This window comes from Henriciella pelagia, from assembly GCF_002088945.1.
GTDB classification, from domain to species: domain Bacteria; phylum Pseudomonadota; class Alphaproteobacteria; order Caulobacterales; family Hyphomonadaceae; genus Henriciella; species Henriciella pelagia.
The window spans coordinates 16610-31696 of record NZ_NCSU01000005.1; the positions used below are offsets into that span (position 1 = coordinate 16610).

The 15087-nt window shown below is 60.3% G+C and carries 14 protein-coding genes and 1 pseudogene; 8 read left to right on the top strand and 7 right to left on the bottom strand.

The features are described 5' to 3' along the window. The first annotated feature begins 12 nt into the window (after positions 1-12). The 3 genes and pseudogenes from B8746_RS01070 to B8746_RS17560 all read left to right on the top strand — a co-directional run. Positions 13-3126 carry an efflux RND transporter permease subunit gene (locus B8746_RS01070; protein ID WP_084391404.1) on the top strand — a complete coding sequence of 1038 codons (3114 nt, stop codon included), beginning with the start codon at positions 13-15 and terminating at the stop codon, positions 3124-3126. Further along, the gene (locus B8746_RS01075) at positions 3110-3358 is read left to right on the top strand and encodes a hypothetical protein (RefSeq protein WP_084391405.1); all 249 of its coding nucleotides are present in this window, start codon (positions 3110-3112) and stop codon (positions 3356-3358) included. Before B8746_RS01070 ends, B8746_RS01075 begins: the two co-directional genes overlap by 17 nt. Before the next feature lie 72 nt (positions 3359-3430). Next, positions 3431-3837, top strand: a pseudogene (locus tag B8746_RS17560) (cation efflux transmembrane domain-containing protein); the annotation flags it as partial. Between the two features lie 9 nt (positions 3838-3846). Here the strand turns inward: B8746_RS17560 and B8746_RS17325 are convergent. Continuing rightward, a complete protein-coding gene (locus B8746_RS17325) occupies positions 3847-4263 on the bottom strand; it encodes a MerR family transcriptional regulator (RefSeq protein WP_034798637.1) in 417 nt (138 codons plus the stop codon). An 80-nt stretch (positions 4264-4343) separates the two neighbouring features. On the opposite strand from B8746_RS17325, the gene B8746_RS01090 reads away from it, so the two are divergent. The 5 genes from B8746_RS01090 (at position 4344) to B8746_RS01110 (ending at position 7341) form a co-directional block, all read left to right on the top strand. Then, positions 4344-4718, top strand: coding sequence for a mercuric transporter MerT family protein (locus B8746_RS01090; RefSeq protein ID WP_034813607.1), 375 nt, complete (start codon positions 4344-4346; stop codon positions 4716-4718). 14 nt (positions 4719-4732) lie between these two features. After that, positions 4733-5056: a heavy-metal-associated domain-containing protein gene (locus B8746_RS01095; RefSeq protein WP_034798642.1), complete on the top strand. Its 324-nt coding sequence runs from the start codon at positions 4733-4735 to the stop codon at positions 5054-5056. Between the two features lie 175 nt (positions 5057-5231). Beyond that, a complete protein-coding gene (locus tag B8746_RS17330) occupies positions 5232-5534 on the top strand; it encodes an FAD-dependent oxidoreductase (RefSeq protein ID WP_255342009.1) in 303 nt (100 codons plus the stop codon). Continuing rightward, positions 5491-6942 (top strand): mercury(II) reductase, encoded by a 1452-nt coding sequence (gene merA / locus B8746_RS01105; RefSeq protein ID WP_084391407.1) that lies wholly within the window; start codon positions 5491-5493, stop codon positions 6940-6942. Before B8746_RS17330 ends, merA begins: the two co-directional genes overlap by 44 nt. Before the next feature lie 60 nt (positions 6943-7002). After that, the gene (locus B8746_RS01110; protein WP_084391408.1) at positions 7003-7341 is read left to right on the top strand and encodes a YnfA family protein; all 339 of its coding nucleotides are present in this window, start codon (positions 7003-7005) and stop codon (positions 7339-7341) included. A 70-nt stretch (positions 7342-7411) separates the two neighbouring features. Here the strand turns inward: B8746_RS01110 and B8746_RS16930 are convergent, their stop codons facing one another. From B8746_RS16930 to B8746_RS01140, 6 genes are all read right to left on the bottom strand, one after another. Further along, on the bottom strand, positions 7412-7855 hold the full coding sequence (locus tag B8746_RS16930) for a copper-binding protein (protein ID WP_158084498.1): 444 nt from the start codon (positions 7853-7855) through the stop codon (positions 7412-7414). A gap of 100 nt (positions 7856-7955) precedes the next feature. Then, a complete protein-coding gene (locus B8746_RS01120) occupies positions 7956-8456 on the bottom strand; it encodes a copper-binding protein (RefSeq protein ID WP_034827476.1) in 501 nt (166 codons plus the stop codon). A gap of 94 nt (positions 8457-8550) precedes the next feature. After that, positions 8551-8766, bottom strand: a complete 216-nt coding sequence (locus B8746_RS01125; RefSeq protein WP_084391409.1) for a hypothetical protein — start codon at positions 8764-8766, stop codon at positions 8551-8553. Continuing rightward, a complete protein-coding gene (locus B8746_RS01130) occupies positions 8763-11978 on the bottom strand; it encodes an efflux RND transporter permease subunit (protein WP_084391410.1) in 3216 nt (1071 codons plus the stop codon). Before B8746_RS01130 ends, B8746_RS01125 begins: the two co-directional genes overlap by 4 nt. Further along, positions 11971-13833, bottom strand: coding sequence for an efflux RND transporter periplasmic adaptor subunit (locus tag B8746_RS01135; RefSeq protein WP_034827472.1), 1863 nt, complete (start codon positions 13831-13833; stop codon positions 11971-11973). Before B8746_RS01135 ends, B8746_RS01130 begins: the two co-directional genes overlap by 8 nt. Next, complete coding sequence (locus tag B8746_RS01140) at positions 13830-15044, bottom strand: TolC family protein (RefSeq protein ID WP_034827470.1); 1215 nt, start codon at positions 15042-15044, stop codon at positions 13830-13832. Before B8746_RS01140 ends, B8746_RS01135 begins: the two co-directional genes overlap by 4 nt. Positions 15045-15087 lie beyond the last annotated feature (43 nt).

A 15087-nucleotide genomic window follows, 5' to 3' on the forward strand; every position in this document is an offset into this window, starting at 1 on the left:
GAGACCCGCAAAATGATCAATTTGATGCACCGCCTTGCGGGTGGCCGGCTGCTTGCCGCCATTGCCGCACTCGCCCTGTCGATCGGGGGGCTGTTTGCCTTTCGCAGCCTGCCTGTCGACGCTTTTCCCGATCCCTCACCTTCTCTGGTCCAAGTCTTCACCGAAACTGAAGGCCTGTCGCCCGAAGAGGTCGAACGCTATGTCACCTATCCGATCGAGACGGCCATGTCCGGCCTCCCCAAGGTCGACGAGATCCGCTCGACATCCAATTTTGGCCTGTCTGTCATCAATATCTATTTCGAGGACGGCACGGACGTCTATTTTGCCCGCCAGGTCGTCGGTGAGCGCCTCGGCGAGGCCGCCGACGCCATTCCCGACGGTTTCGGCACACCCAAGATGGGGCCGATTTCGACCGGCCTTGGTATCATCATGTACTATCGGCTCGTCGATGAGACCGGCGAGCGGTCGCTGGTTGAGCTGCGCGAGATTGCCGACTGGATGATCAAGTATCCGCTCCAGTCGGTTGAAGGGGTGACGGAGGTTCTGTCACTAGGGGGTTTCGAGAAGCAGTACCAGGTCCGCCTCGATCCCGATCAGCTGACATCCTATGACCTCAGCGTCGGCGAGGTGATTGCCGCCCTGGAGAGCGCCAATCGGACGGCCGGCGCGCAATTCATCGAAATTGGCGCCGAACAGTACACGGTGCGCGGGGTCGGGCTCGCTCGCTCCCTCGATGATCTGCGTGAAACGCCGGTCAAGACCGTGGATGGACGAACCGTCCGCGTCAACGACCTCGGTGAAGTCGCCATCGGCGGCGGCGTCCGGCAGGGGCTCGCAACTGCCAATGGCGAAGGGGAGACCGTCGCCGGTCTCGTCCTGAAACTTTATGGCACAAACACGTCTGAGGTGATCGAGAACGCTCAGGCGCGCTTCGACGAGATCAACCAGTCGCTTCCGGATGGCGTCAAAGCCGTTCCGTATTATGATCAGGGCACGCTGGTGAAAAAGGCGGCTGCGACCGTGACGACCGCGCTCTGGCAGGGCGCGCTCCTGGTCGCCGTCATCGTCTTCCTGTTCCTCGGCGGCTGGCGGCCAAGTCTTGTTGTCGTCATGGCTATTCCCTTCTCGGTCGGCTTTGCCTTCATCGCGATGAAGGCCCTCGGCATCGGGGCCAATCTGATGACGCTGGGCGGGGTAGCGATCGCCATCGGGATGATGGTCGACGGCGCCATCGTCATCGCCGAGAACGTGGATCGCGGCTTGCGCGAACGACGCGAGGGTGAAGATAGCCGCACGACGGTCGCGCGAGCGAGCGCCGAAGTGATCGCGCCGCTAATTGCTGCCGTCGCCGTGGTGATCATCGTCTTCCTGCCGCTCTTTTCGCTACAGGGCACTGAAGGCAAGACGTTTCGGCCGCTCGCCGCTTCTGCCGCGCTCGCCATGACAGGGTCGCTGATCTATGCCGCGCTCATCGCTCCGGCGATGGCGCTCGGCCTCATGCGTCCGCCCAAGAGCAATAGCCAGGAGAGCGACAGCCGGCTTGTTTCGCTGATCAAGCCGCTTGCGGCCTTCTTCGTCCGGCGACGTCTCGCGGCGGTCGGGCTAGCAGGCGTCCTGCTTCTGGTTGGGGGCCTCTCAGCGACACGCCTTGGCTCGGAGTTCACGCCTGCGCTGGAGGAAGGCGATGTCCTGTTGCGTGTGACGATGGCGCCGTCCATCTCGCTAACCGAAGCAAAGGAAACGTCGACCCGCATCGAGACAAGACTGCTTGAAGCCTTCCCCGAGATCAGTTCCATTGTCAGCCGGATCGGCCGTGGGGAAGTCGGCGCGCATGCCGACCCGGTGAACAGTATCGAGGCCTTCGTGGCGCTCAAACCCCGAAGCGAATGGCGCAATGGCATCAGCCCGGATGAACTCCGGGCGTCGATCTCCGAGAATCTCGGCGGCTTTCCAGGCGTCAGGGTTAATGTCGGCCAGCCAATCGCCATGTCGGTTGATGAGCTCCTGACCGGCACAAAGGCGCAGCTGGCGGTCAAGATCTTCGGTCCGGATACGGAGGTCCTGCTCGAAGGCTCGCAGGACTTGCAGTCCATTCTTCAGGAAATTCCTGGGGCGACCGACGTCCAGGCCGATCAGATCACCGGCGCGCCGCAGCTTGTGGTCTCGCTCAACCGTCCTGCGCTCGGCCGGTATGGACTGAGCGTGGAGGAGGCGCTCGATGCCTTGCGTTCCGGCGTCGGCGGGGCAGAGGCTGGTGCCGTTTTTGAGGGAGTGCGCCAGTTTCCCGTCATCGTGCGCTATGCCGAAGAGGACCGCAACACGCCCGCGGCCATCGGACGGATTATTCTGGAATCGTCCAGCGGCGCACGGGTTCCACTCGAAAGCGTGGCAAACATCAGGGAGATTGTCGGTCCACGTCAGATCACGCGCGAGAATGGTGAGCGATTCATCACCGTTCAGCTCAATGTGAGAGGACGCGATATTGGCAGCTATGTCGCTGATGCGCAGCAATCGGTCGCCAGCCAGCTCGACCTGCCGGCTGGTTATCGCGTCGAATGGGGCGGACAGTTCGAACTCCAGCAGGAAGCGAATGCGCGGTTCGCGGTCGTGATCCCGATCACGCTCGGTATCGTATTCCTGATCCTGCTATTGACGTTCGGGCGCATGAAATCGGCCATCCTGATCCTGCTCAACATTCCGCTGGCGCTGACCGGCGGGGCGATGGCGCTCTGGATTGCAGGCCTGCCGATCTCGGTGCCTGCGACGGTCGGCTTTATTGCCCTGTTCGGTATCGCGCTCGGCAATGGCATGGTGCTGGTCAGTTTCATGGATGATTTTGCCAGGGAGGGCCGTGGTCGCGATGAACTTGCCGTCGAGGCGGCAGGCTTGCGGGCACGTCCTGTGCTGATGACCGCCCTTACGACGGCGCTCGGCCTTGCGCCGCTGCTCTTCGCAAGTGGTGTCGGTGCTGAAGTGCAGCGGCCACTGGCCACGGTGGTCATGGGCGGGCTGGTCTCCTCGACCGTGCTAACTTTGCTGGTGCTACCCGCCCTTCACCGCTGGTTCGCACCAAAGCCCGACGCGCACCATTCCTTGTTGGAGGCCGAGCATGTTCATCCATCGTGAACTTCGCTTCGCGGTCATGTCCGTTTCTCTCGCAGCCCTGGCCGGCTGCGAGAGTCTCGACAACGTGATGGGGGCCCTTTCAAGTGAGCAGTCGGCCAAGGTGCAGGAGGAATGCGGCCTGATACCACCAAAGAGCCGCGTAAAAAACGCGGTACACGCGCGGCGACGCGCGTATCTCGAGTGCAAGCGCAAGGTGCTGGAAGAGGAGGCCGATCCTGAGCCACGCACATGATCATGACGATCTTGATCCCGCGAGCGATGATCGTCGGGTCTCCATTGCCATCTGGTCAATAAGACTGTCATACGGATCACTGATCCGCCCGCCGTTGGTGGCTGGACGATCGTTATTCTTGGCGGTGTTGCGCTGGTCATTGCAGAGCTTACAGCCCTCCTGATCTATTCGGTGCAGAATGGGAGCGTGAATATCCGGGCGCTCCTCCTTCACAATCTGTCCGACGCACTCGCATCTGTAGCCGTGGTTGCGGGCGACGCGCTCATCCTCATCTATGACTGAATACTGTTCGATCCGTTCGTGACGATCGGTATCGCGGTAACATTCTCTGCCTGTCGTTCCGCGAAATCGGCGGGCCGATCCACATGTTGTGGCTAGGCAGTCCGCCGGACATTGACATCGGTACCGTCATTGAGGCGATGCGGAGCGGTGATGGTGTCGTGGATGTCCATCATTTGCATCTCCGGCAGATGCAGGAGCCCCTTTTGTCAGCTATCTTCGAACAGTTTGTCGGTGAGTGCGCAATCGGGTGTTTCAGCGCCGGTGCAACCAGCCATGATCTCGCCGAGCCGTCGATCCATCTGCTTCAGATCGGCGATGCGTTTACGGATATCGCCCCGATGTGCTTCTGCCAGCGCCCTGACCTCCGCGCAGCTCGGCCTGCCATCATTGATGCCAAGTAGCGAGCGTACATCTTCCACGGAGAAGCCGAGGCTGCGGGCTCGCAATATGAAACGCAGTCGTACCTGATCTTCATTCGAATACAGCCGGTGGCCACTTGCCGTGCGGGCTGGTTCGGGCAGCAATTCGATCTTTTCATAATAGCGGATCGTTTCAAGATTGCAGCCGAGCCGCCCGGCCAGTTCAGCCCGTTTGAGTGCTGCTCGCGGCGATGTGATGGCCATGATGAAATACCCACTTGTGTCTGTACCAACTACAGAGCGTAACGTGATCATGATCAATAAAGCAATGGGAACAGCTGGTCATGGCAGGTACGGAAAACAGCCCAGCAAATGAGCGTCGCTCAAGGTGGCTTGTTGCCGGTGGCATGCTGGGGGCATTCCTTGCATCATCCTGCTGCATCGTGCCGCTTGTGCTGATCAGTCTCGGTGTTTCCGGAGCGTGGATTGGCCAGTTGACGGCGCTGGAACCCTACAAGCCCCTTTTTCTTCTGGTCGCGATCGGATTTCTCGCGGCTGGGTTCTGGGATGTCTATTTTCGAAAAACCAGTGTCTGCGAGGATGGTAGCTATTGCGCCCGTTTGCAGTCGTCAGTCGTCAAGCAGGTCGCCCTGTGGAGCGGCGCGCTTGTCGTGCTGGCGGCCTTGACCATCGATGTATGGGCACCGTTATTTTACTAGCCAGGGAGACAAGTATGAAACGCACATGGATGATCGCCGGACTGGCAGGTCTGGCACTCGCGGGGGGGCTCGCAGTCGCCGGCGCGCAGAATGCTCCGGATGCCTCGGTGGAGGTCGAACAGGCGACAGCCCGTTTTACGATCGGAAACATGACCTGCGCGACATGTCCGATTGCTGTCAGGAAAGCGATGATGCGTGTCGAGGGCGTTAAATCTGTCGATATCGATTATGCGGCCAGGACCGCAGAAGTGGTTTACGATACGGCGGCGACAACGCCTGAGCTGATCGCTGCGGCTTCAACCGATGTAGGATACCCGGCAAGCGTTACGGACGGTTGAACACGCAGCATCTGGAATATCCTGATGAGGCACCTGCCAGTCGATGTTCGCATACATCGTCAGATTTTTACACAAGGCTTTCACTTTGATGTCAAAATGGACTGACCGAAAACTGCTGATAACGGGTCTGGCCGGTACCGTCATTGCGACACCTTCTTGTTTTGCATCAATGAGCATGTGCCTCAGCCCCGGCCGGGTACCAAAAATGGACAGGCTGAACCTTGAAGCTGCCTGCGCCGAGTGCACTCGGCGGGGCATCCAGGTGAACACATCGATGCGTACGAGCGATCCCGCGGTCTTCGCCGCAGGCGAATGCGGCGACAGCGGCCTCAACCTGATCCCGGCCACGCCTCCGACATCGGGTCGATGGTGTGATTTTGAATACTTGATCGAGGCCGCGTCGCCATGCCTGGTCACAAGCCAAGGAAGAAATAATGAATCAAACCGTAAAGACAGGCGATTGCTGCTCCGTCAATAAAAACGGCGACGACAGCTATGACCTCATCGTCATAGGTGCTGGCTCGGCCGGGTTTTCGGCTTCGATTAGCGCGGCCGAGGCCGGCAGGCGCGTGGCCATGGTTGGGCATGGCACCATCGGCGGCACCTGCGTCAATGTCGGCTGCGTGCCGTCCAAGGCGATGATACGGGCCGGTGAAGCGGTGCATGCTGGTACAGCGGCGGCACGGTTTCCGGGCATTGAGCCCTGTGCGCAGAGCGTGGACTGGTCGGCGGTCGTCAAGGGCACGGCCGATCTGGTCGACGAGATGCGCCAGAAAAAATACATCGACCTGCTGCCTTCCTATGAGAATGTCACCTATATCGAGGAAGGTGCCGCACGCCTGATCGAAGGTGGGATTGAGGTCGGCGGGCGGATCATCGCTGCACCGAAGGTTCTGATCGCCACCGGCTCGCGCCCTTTCTTGCCGGAAATTGACGGGATCGAGACCGTGGAGGCGCTGGATTCCTGGGACCTTCTCAGCCTGCCCGATCAGCCCGAAAGCATCCTGGTACTGGGCGGCGGCTATATTGGCTGTGAACTGGCGCAGATGGCGTCGCGGCTGGGCGTCAAGGTTACACTGGTCACGCGTTCGCGCCTTCTGCCCGGCGTGGAACCGGAAGTGGCCAAGGCGTTGACCGACGCGTTGAAGGCTGAGGGGGTCGCGGTCGAGACCGGCCTGTCCTACCGATCGGTGAGACGGAGTGACGGCGGCGTCACGCTGACAATCGAACGGGGTGGAAAGCCTGTGACCCTCTCCGCTCAGCGGCTTGTGGCCACCACAGGCCGGGTGGCCAATTCCGAAGACCTCGGCTTGCGCGAGTTCGGCATCGAGACCGATGCGCGTGGATCGATCAAGGTCGGAGCCGACATGGCCACAACGCGGCCTGGCGTCTGGGCAGCGGGTGATGTCACCGATCGCGACCAGTTCGTCTACATGGCCGCTTATGGGGCCAAGGTGGCGGCCAACAATGCGCTCGGGCTTCAGGATTTGCGCTATGACAATGGGGCCATGCCCTGGGTCGTGTTCACCGATCCGCAGGTCGCCGGCGTCGGCCTTTCCGAGGTGCAGGCGAAGGCAGCCGGTCATGACGTCAAGGCCAGCGTGCTGACGCTGGACCACGTGGCACGCGCCGCCGCCGCCCGCGATACCCGCGGCGTCATCAAGCTGGTCGCGGATGCGAAGACCGACCGCCTCCTGGGCGGACAGATCGCGGCGCCCGAAGGGTCTGATGCGATTCAGACGCTGGCTATGGCGTTGAAGTTCGGCATGACGAGCAAGGCGCTTGGCGAGACAATTTTTCCATACCTGACAACTGTTGAAGGGTTAAAATTGGCGGCACAGACGTTCGACAAGGACGTGGCGAAGCTTTCATGCTGCGCAGGCTGAAACCAATTTTAACCGCAACGGGGCCTCGCCAGTCCAGCCAGATCAGGAAACGTCCCAGCCATGGATATTCGCGCGACGTTGTTGATCTATGCTGGCGCGGAAACCGCCGAAATTGCCGGTTGTTTTGCATTCTGGGCCTGGCTGCGGCTTGGAAAGTCCGCTTTCTGGCTGGTTCCGGGGATGATATCCCTTGTTGTATTCGCTTGGCTGCTGACACTGGTGGAAGCGTCTGCAGCCGGGCGCGCCTATGCCGCCTATGGTGGGGTTTACATAACTTCCTCGCTCATCTGGCTATGGACCATTGAGGGGATTCGTCCCGACCGCTGGGATCTGATAGGGGTTGTAACCTGTCTGATCGGGGCTGCGGTTATTCTTTTTGGTCCGCGCATGCCAGTTTGACACTATGGCGAAACGGGTCTTTATCGTCTTCCCTTTAGCTCGATCGGGGACAGTGCCGGAGTATGCCGCCTTACTGATCTGGAGGGTTGTGCGGATAGACTGTTTCTTGGTCCGGGCAGTCGCGGCCATTCGCGGGAATGCTGCAAATTTCCATGATGCGATGAGAACCGTCCCGGCCCCGTTTGACCTGGAAGATCACGTCATCGCCTTCAGAGAGGTCAGTCAGCTCAAGATCGCCCATTAAAGCGAAACTCATGGTCATCGCGCCCATGGCGATGCCTTCGAAGGGGCCATGGTCGATGGTGACCCGGCCGTCGTCGCGATCAAGGGATGTGATCCTGCCCGTGGCCCGTCCAGTATCGCCGGGCATAGCTTCATCTGCCTGTTCGAACGGTTCAGGCCTGGTCTGGTCTGCAGGGCCGGATGCTGGCGGCGTTCGGCTTTCGGGGTCACTGCAGGCTGTCAGGGAAGCGGAACCTAACAGGAAGGCGGTAATCAGAATTCTTTGAGTCATTGGGATTTCCTGGTGAACTAATCGGGAGACGCAGGCATTCCGGCCGCGGAACGCGGCCGGAACCTGATTTACGAATTTTTTGCTTGAAACAGAGGACCGGCTAGTGATCGGTGTCGTCATGATCCTTGCCTGACATGCCGGACATGGATCCGTGTCCGCCCATGTTGCAGTCCATCATGCCTTTGCCTTTCATCATCGACATCATGGATTGCTTGAAAGCATCCGGATCGCCGCCGATCGGCATCATCATGGCGATATCATAATTGTCGCTGTCGTCCTGCTTGAGCATGAAATGGACGTTGTCGCCATTCTCGAATTTGTCGAGCGCAACCATTCCGCCGACCTCGAAGTCCATTGTCATTTCACCCCAGCCGATCTTCTTGATCGGATCGTGTGAAATATTGACGGTTCGGGCATCCAGATCGACGCCGTTAATGACGCCAAAGCCGGGCGCCATGTCGCCGCAGCAGCTCATGCCGGACATGTCCATGTCTTTCATGCTGTCCATTTTCATGCCGGCCTCCTGGGCGAGCGCCGGACCAATCAGGGCCAGTCCGAGGATTGCGCCTGTGACTGCTGTCTTTCTGACGAGGGTTTTCATCGTTTTCTTCCTTTTTGATTGTCAGGCGCGGCTTTCAACAGAGGCCCCCGATGCGCGCCGGGACGGGGGAATAGGGTGGATGGACACGGGACTATTATTTCGACCTCAGATATTTGATGAGGGCAGCGATCCCGAGCAGGAGGAGGAGCACAGCAAGCAGCACGAACACCGTGCCGAACAGGCCGCCACCCATCATGCCGCCGTCGATCATCATTCTGCCTGATGAGCGATCCTGCGCGGCCGCCGGCAGCATGGCGCTACTCAGAAGCAGTGGAAACAAAAGCGGAATTTTCAACAGGTGTCTCGTCATGGTTTTTCTCTTTCGGGGGTGAATGAGCCGGCCCGGTTATCCGGTTCGGCCCGGGGTAAATCTGATGGAATCTGCAGCCCGACCCGGATGTAGTAGATGGCCGGGATCACGATCAGGGAGAGGATGAGGGTTGAGGCCATGCCGCCAAGCATGGGCAGGGCAATCCGGCGCATGACGTCCGATCCGAGGCCGTCGGTCAGGAAGATCGGGGCAAGACCTGCAAAAATGGTCGTGACCGTCATCAACTTCGGCCTGACGCGCATGGCCGCGCCCTTGCTGACAGCTGCGAAAAGCTGGCTCCTGTCAGACGGGTTCGCCTTGCGGACTTCCGCGTCGATATAGAGCAGCATCACGACGGCTGTCTCGACCGCGATGCCGCCCAGGGCGATGAAACCGACCGCGACGGCTACTGACAGATTGTAGCCTGCCAACCAGACGGCCCACATTCCGCCGACCAGGCCGAATGGCAGGCTGGCCATGATGATCAGGGTCCGGTCGAGCCGACCGAAATGTAGCATCAGCAGCAGGAGGATCAGTGCAATCGCAGCTGGAATGGCGATCTTCAGCCGCGCATTCGCTTCCTGCATCTGTTCATACTGTCCGGAGAACTCCACCGCATATCCCGCAGGCAGGTCGACGGCGTTGGCAATCACCTGTCCGGCGTCTGCAACATAGCTGCCCATGTCCCGGTCCGCGATATCGACGAAAACCCAGCCAGTCAGCCTGGCATTTTCCGATCGGATCATTGGCGGGCCTTCCGCATAGGAAATGTCCGCCAGTTCGCTGAGAGGGATATGGGCGCCGGACGGGGCGGGCACGAGTATCTCTTCCAGGTCTGTGGCACTCTCACGAAATGGCCGATCATAGCGCAGGATGATGTCATAGCGTTCCCGGCCCTCGACAGACTGGGAGAGTGTCATGCCGCCCAGGGCGGTTTGGATCACGGACTGGAAGGCTGCCATGTCGATATTCCGCCGGGCGAGTTCGCCCCTATCCGGCGTGATCTCGAGATATTTTCCGCCCATGACCCTGTCGGCGAAGGCCGAGCGCGTTCCGGGTACGTCCGAAATGGCCGCTTCTATGTCCCGGGCAATGGTCTCAATCTCTGTCAGATCATCGCCCGTAACCTTGATGCCAATGGGCGTGCGCACACCTGTTGAAACCATGTCCATGCGAATCTTGATCGGATAGCCCCATGAATTCACGAGGCCGGGCATTTGCAGCTTGGCATCGAGCTCATCGGTGATGTCCTCGACCGTCACACCTGGCCGCCAATCCTCCTTCGGTTTCAGCTTGATCCAGGTCTCGATCATGGTGAGTGGCGCTGGATCGGTTGCGGTATCGGCGCGCCCGGCCTTGCCGAAGACACGATCGACTTCTGGCACGGTCTTGATGACGCGGTTTGTCTGGCCAAGAATCTCCCGCATCTTGGTGGATGACACGCCGGGCAGGGTGGTCGGCATGTAGAGGAGCTCGCCTTCATAAAGGGCCGGCATGAATTCCGAGCCGATCCTCTGGACCGGCACGATGACGGTGGCCGTCAGCGCGAGCGCAAGGGCGACCGTGATCCATTTGAACCTCAGGGCTAGATGGAGCAGCGGTTTGTAGGCCCAGACGAAGAAGGCGTTCAGGGGATTGGCTTCCTCGCGCCGGAACCGACCCCGCATCAGGTACAGCATCAGAACCGGGACAAGTGTCACCGACAGAATGGCCGCGAAGGCCATCGCATAGGTCTTGGTATAGGCGAGAGGACTGAAGAGCCTGAAGCTCTGACCGGTCAGGGCAAAGACCGGCAGGAAGGAGACCGTGATGATGAGGAGTGAAAAGAATATGCCGGGGCCGACTTCCTGAGCCGACTCGACCAGCGCTTGGCGGCGCACGCTCGGATCGGGTTTCGGTCCCAGATCCGCCAGTTTCCGGCTGGCATTCTCGACAAGCACAATCGAGGCGTCGACCATGGCGCCGATCGCGATGGCGATCCCGCCAAGTGACATGATGTTCGCTGTGACACCTTGCCAGGACATGATCAGGAACGCGCCGAGCACTCCGAGCGGCAAGGTGATGATGGCAACCAGAGACGACCGTACATGGAGGAGGAAGATCAGAATGACGAGAGCAACCGCGAAGCCTTCCTCGATCAGCTTGTCTTTCAGATAATCGACCGAACCCTCGATGAGAGGCGCGCGGTCATACACAGTGACAATCTCGACGCCTTCTGGCAGCCCGCGCTGGAGACTATGAAGTTTCTCCTTCACACGTTCGATCACCGACAGCGCATTCTCGCCATCGCGCATCACCACGATGCCGGACACAGTTTCGCCTTCGCCATTGAGTTCGACAATGCCGCGCCGGAGGGCCGGGCCTTCGACAATCCGGGCGACATGGCTCAGCTGGACGGGGGTGCCATCCTCTGCCTTGACCACGACCTGTTCGAGATCAAGTTTCTCATCGACATAGCCTGATGAGCGGATGACATATTCCGTTTCGCCCTGTTCGAGCACGCGGCCACCGACCTCGCTCGAGGCGGCGCGGACCGCGTCACGGATACGGGTGATCGACAGGTCGTAACTTCTCAGGCGATTGGGATCGAGTAGCACCTGGTATTCCCGGACAAAACCGCCGACCGAAGCGACTTCAGAGACCCCTTCCACTCCGGCGAGTTCAAGTTTCAGGAACCAGTCCTGCAGTGAACGCAGCTCGGCGAGATCGGTCTTGCCGGTCTTGTCGACCAAGGCATACTGATAGACCCAGCCAACGCCGGTTGCATCCGGTCCGATCTGGGGTACGGCGCCTTCCGGGAGTTCGGATCCCAGCCGGGACAAGGCTTCGAGAACGCGCGAGCGGGCCCAGTAGAGGTCAACATCATCGTCAAATATGACATACACAAAACTGGTGCCGAACATTGAGGAGCCGCGCACGTCCTTGGTCTTCGGCAGACCGAGAAGGTTCGTCGATAGTGGATAGGTGACGAGGTCCTCGACAATCTGCGGGCTCTGGCCCGGAAAATCGGTGCGAATGATGACCTGGGTATCTGTCAGGTCCGGCACTGCATCGAGCGGCGTGCGCTGGATCGCCATCCACCCGGTCACAGCCAGTGCAGCGGCGAGCATGAGGACGATGAGCTGGTTGGAAACCGACCAGGAGATCAGCTTTGCCACCCATGATTTGGAGGGGTCTTGCCCCGCGAGGTTTCTGTCGTTTCGTTCAGTCATGACTGTCCCCCGAATGCCCAGGGGCCTGGTCAGCGCCAGTCTCGCCGTCATTGGTCGTCATCGACATGCCGGCCATCGGGTTGGGCCAGTCAATCCGTTCGGCTCCATCTGCGCTGTACGGATTGGCTGGTTTCGCTTCTTCCTGCAGCCAGTACCGGCCCGTTGCGGTGTCCCGGTAGAGCACCAGACCAGCCTCGCTGTAATGCTGAGGTGCGCCTTCCAGCAGCCAGGGTTTCAAGGCCTCGACCAGGTCTGAGAGTTGTGTGGCAAGGTCTTCGCGGTCCGTGGCGTCCTGCGCGGCGGCGAGAGCGGTTTGCGTAGCATCCATGACCGGTGCCAGTTTCGTGTTCGCGTAACGGTCCCGCAGCACTGGCACCAGGGCGAGCGCCGGGTCCACGAATAGCGGATCGATGTCATACCCGTCTCTCAGGGCCTCGTGGAAGTAGAGCGCCATGTCAGTGAAGTGATCGATTTCGGCGAGGGCTTTACTGTCCACCGGAATATCGGAGAGCGGTGTTTCCGGACTGGCCGCGCTCGCATCCGGAGCTTCCAGCTTGGCAAGACCTTCTTTCAGGTTGGCTTCGCTATCGAGCAGGAACTGCCCGCTGGCGACGACCATGTCGCCACTTTCCAGACCCGACAGGATTTCGGTCCGGCCATTGGCCGAAATCCCGGTTTGCACGGCGCGTCCGGAGAAGCGGCCATTGCCTTCGGCGATGACGACACGGGCGCCCTCGCTACCAAGCAGAATGGCTTCACTTGGAACCGAAAGACGCGGTCGGCCGCCGATATTCAGCCTTATGTCCGCATAGGCGCCCGGGCGAAGATAGCCCGACACATTGTCCACTTCGATCCGGACGTCGGCTGTACGGGTTTTCGGGTCGATTGTCGGATAGATATAGTCGACCTGGCCTTTACCGGGGGCATCGGGCGCGCTCGGAAAATCGAGTTCGGCCTGCATGCCTGTTTCCACCAGAGGCAAATCGCTCTCCGGCACCGAGGCAATGACCCAGACATCGGCATAGGATTGCAGGCGTAATATAGGCGTGCCGGGTTTGACATAGTCGCCATTGCGGACCTGGAGCTCGGCAACCGTGCCGCCGGCTTCTGCGTAAACCGGAACACGTTCAATGACCTGGCGGGTTTCGGTCAGCCGGTCGATGGCCGCATTCTGCATGCCAAGGGAGCGCAGGCGCTGGCGAACCGACGCGATGCGCGCTTCGTTACCGATCCTGAACGAGTTCAGATAATCTTTCTGCGCGGCGATCAGGTCCGGACTGTAGATCCGGTAGAGGAGACTGCCGGGGCGGACGGTGTCGCCCTCGGCATTGACCGCCAGATTCTCAATCCAGCCTTCTAGCCGCGAGACGGTAACATTTTCGAGCCGTTCATTGGTCTCGACCGTGCCGAAGGCTCTCAGTACACGGCTGAAATCCCTGGTCTCGGCAGGTGATGTCCGGATCCCCATGGTCTGGATCATTTCCGGCGAGACGGCCACGCCCGATCCGGTGTCATCGGCATAAACCGGGATGTAATCCATGCCCATGGAATCCTTTTTCGGAACAGGCGAGGTGTCCGGCTTACCCATGGGATGCTTGTAGTACAGGATTTCCCCTGTTGAGCTCGTCGGTTCCTGGGTCTTGTCGGCAGGCACCAGGTCCATGCCACAGATCGGGCAGGTGCCGTCCGGATCGGTCGAAATATAGTGCGGGTGCATGGGGCAGGTGTATCGTTGCGTCTCGCTCGAGGCGTTCGGTTTTTCACCCTGGCCGCCCGGTGATCCGCCCGGTGCGCCGCATGCGGCGAGCAAGAGGGCGGCAGATGCGGTGCCCATTATCAGGAATGTCTTTTTCATTGTGTCACCAGGAGGGCATTCAGGCGTGCGATCGCAGCGGCCTTGCGGGCCGTTTCAGCTTCGATTTCCGCCCGGAGTTTGAGAATGGCGATCTCGCCGTCGATGATCGGCGCATAACCGCCAACACCGGATTCATAAGCAATCAGCTGGGCCTCGACTTCGTCTTCGACGGCAGCAATCTTGACCTGCAGCACGTCGATACTGGCATCGGCCGCGCGTATAATGGCGTCCCGGGACGCATACTGGGCCGCCGCATTCCGCGCGGCAGCCTGGTAGCGTTGCTCGGCGCCGGCCCGCTCAGCCTTTGCGGCGCGCAAGTTCGGTGCCTGCTTCCTTTCGGCCCAGAGCGGAACCGTAAAAGTCACCATACCGGAGACCCAGTCATCCCCCGCGAACATCGCGCCTTCATCGCGCTGTTGATAGGTGAGCTGGGCCCCCCATTCTGGCTTCCAGGCCGCGCGGGCCTCGTCGATACCGTAATCGGTAACGCGGACGGCCGCGTCGGCAATGCGTACGGTGTGGAACTCAAGCGCTGCGCCGGACCAGTCTCTTTCAGTCAGGGGAGGGAGGCCGGTCGAAGGGACCAGTCCGACGAGTTCGATCAGGCGCGCATCGGTCTCGGCTTCCTGCCGGTCAAGATCAACAAGCGTCCGGGAAACTTCTGCCCGTTCGCTTTCAATTTCGGCAAGGCGATAGACGGCCGGGCGGCCCGCATCGATCTCGGCCTCGACAATGTCGACAAGCTCGTCGTATTTGGCGTTTCGCGCTTCGGCGAGGGATCTCTGCCTGGTCAGTCTAGTCTTGTCAGCGAGAAGAGCGATGAGTTCGGCGCGCAAGGCCGCATAACGGGCATCGCGAACCGCCTCGGTCTGTGCTGACATCGCCCGGGCTTCACCGGCGCGGGCTTCACGGCCCGCGAAGCTCGGAAATTGTTGCCGGATACCAACGGCTTTATTGGTCGGCAAGTAACTGTCGAATGAGGGATCGAAAATCGGAAAGTTGTTGATCCCGAGGGATACGACGGGGTCGGGGAGTGCGGTTGAGGCGACAGCACGCTCCCGGTCGGCCTCGGCATCGTAACCGAGAGCGGAGAGGCTTGGATGGGCCTCGAGACGGGCTTCAAGCTCGGCAAAGCTCTGAGCGTTGGCAACCGCCGCCAGGGGCACAGCGGCAAACGCTGCGACCAGCAGCATTCTTGAAATGTGGGGCATGATAAAACGGGCTCTTCTGAATTGTGAGAAGCGATGACGACGG

Bases quoted from the DNA above. Each gene is read 5' to 3' on its own strand.
- B8746_RS01070 (WP_084391404.1), top strand. From the start codon at position 13: ATGATCAATTTGATGCACCGCCTTGCGGGTGGCCGGCTGCTTGCCGCC.
- B8746_RS01075 (WP_084391405.1), top strand. From the start codon at position 3,110: ATGTTCATCCATCGTGAACTTCGCTTCGCGGTCATGTCCGTTTCTCTC.
- B8746_RS17325 (WP_034798637.1), bottom strand. From the start codon at position 4,263: ATGGCCATCACATCGCCGCGAGCAGCACTCAAACGGGCTGAACTGGCC.
- B8746_RS01090 (WP_034813607.1), top strand. From the start codon at position 4,344: ATGGCAGGTACGGAAAACAGCCCAGCAAATGAGCGTCGCTCAAGGTGG.
- B8746_RS01095 (WP_034798642.1), top strand. From the start codon at position 4,733: ATGAAACGCACATGGATGATCGCCGGACTGGCAGGTCTGGCACTCGCG.
- B8746_RS17330 (WP_255342009.1), top strand. From the start codon at position 5,232: ATGTGCCTCAGCCCCGGCCGGGTACCAAAAATGGACAGGCTGAACCTT.
- merA (WP_084391407.1), top strand. From the start codon at position 5,491: ATGAATCAAACCGTAAAGACAGGCGATTGCTGCTCCGTCAATAAAAAC.
- B8746_RS01110 (WP_084391408.1), top strand. From the start codon at position 7,003: ATGGATATTCGCGCGACGTTGTTGATCTATGCTGGCGCGGAAACCGCC.
- B8746_RS16930 (WP_158084498.1), bottom strand. From the start codon at position 7,855: ATGACTCAAAGAATTCTGATTACCGCCTTCCTGTTAGGTTCCGCTTCC.
- B8746_RS01120 (WP_034827476.1), bottom strand. From the start codon at position 8,456: ATGAAAACCCTCGTCAGAAAGACAGCAGTCACAGGCGCAATCCTCGGA.
- B8746_RS01125 (WP_084391409.1), bottom strand. From the start codon at position 8,766: ATGACGAGACACCTGTTGAAAATTCCGCTTTTGTTTCCACTGCTTCTG.
- B8746_RS01130 (WP_084391410.1), bottom strand. From the start codon at position 11,978: ATGACTGAACGAAACGACAGAAACCTCGCGGGGCAAGACCCCTCCAAA.
- B8746_RS01135 (WP_034827472.1), bottom strand. From the start codon at position 13,833: ATGAAAAAGACATTCCTGATAATGGGCACCGCATCTGCCGCCCTCTTG.
- B8746_RS01140 (WP_034827470.1), bottom strand. From the start codon at position 15,044: ATGCCCCACATTTCAAGAATGCTGCTGGTCGCAGCGTTTGCCGCTGTG.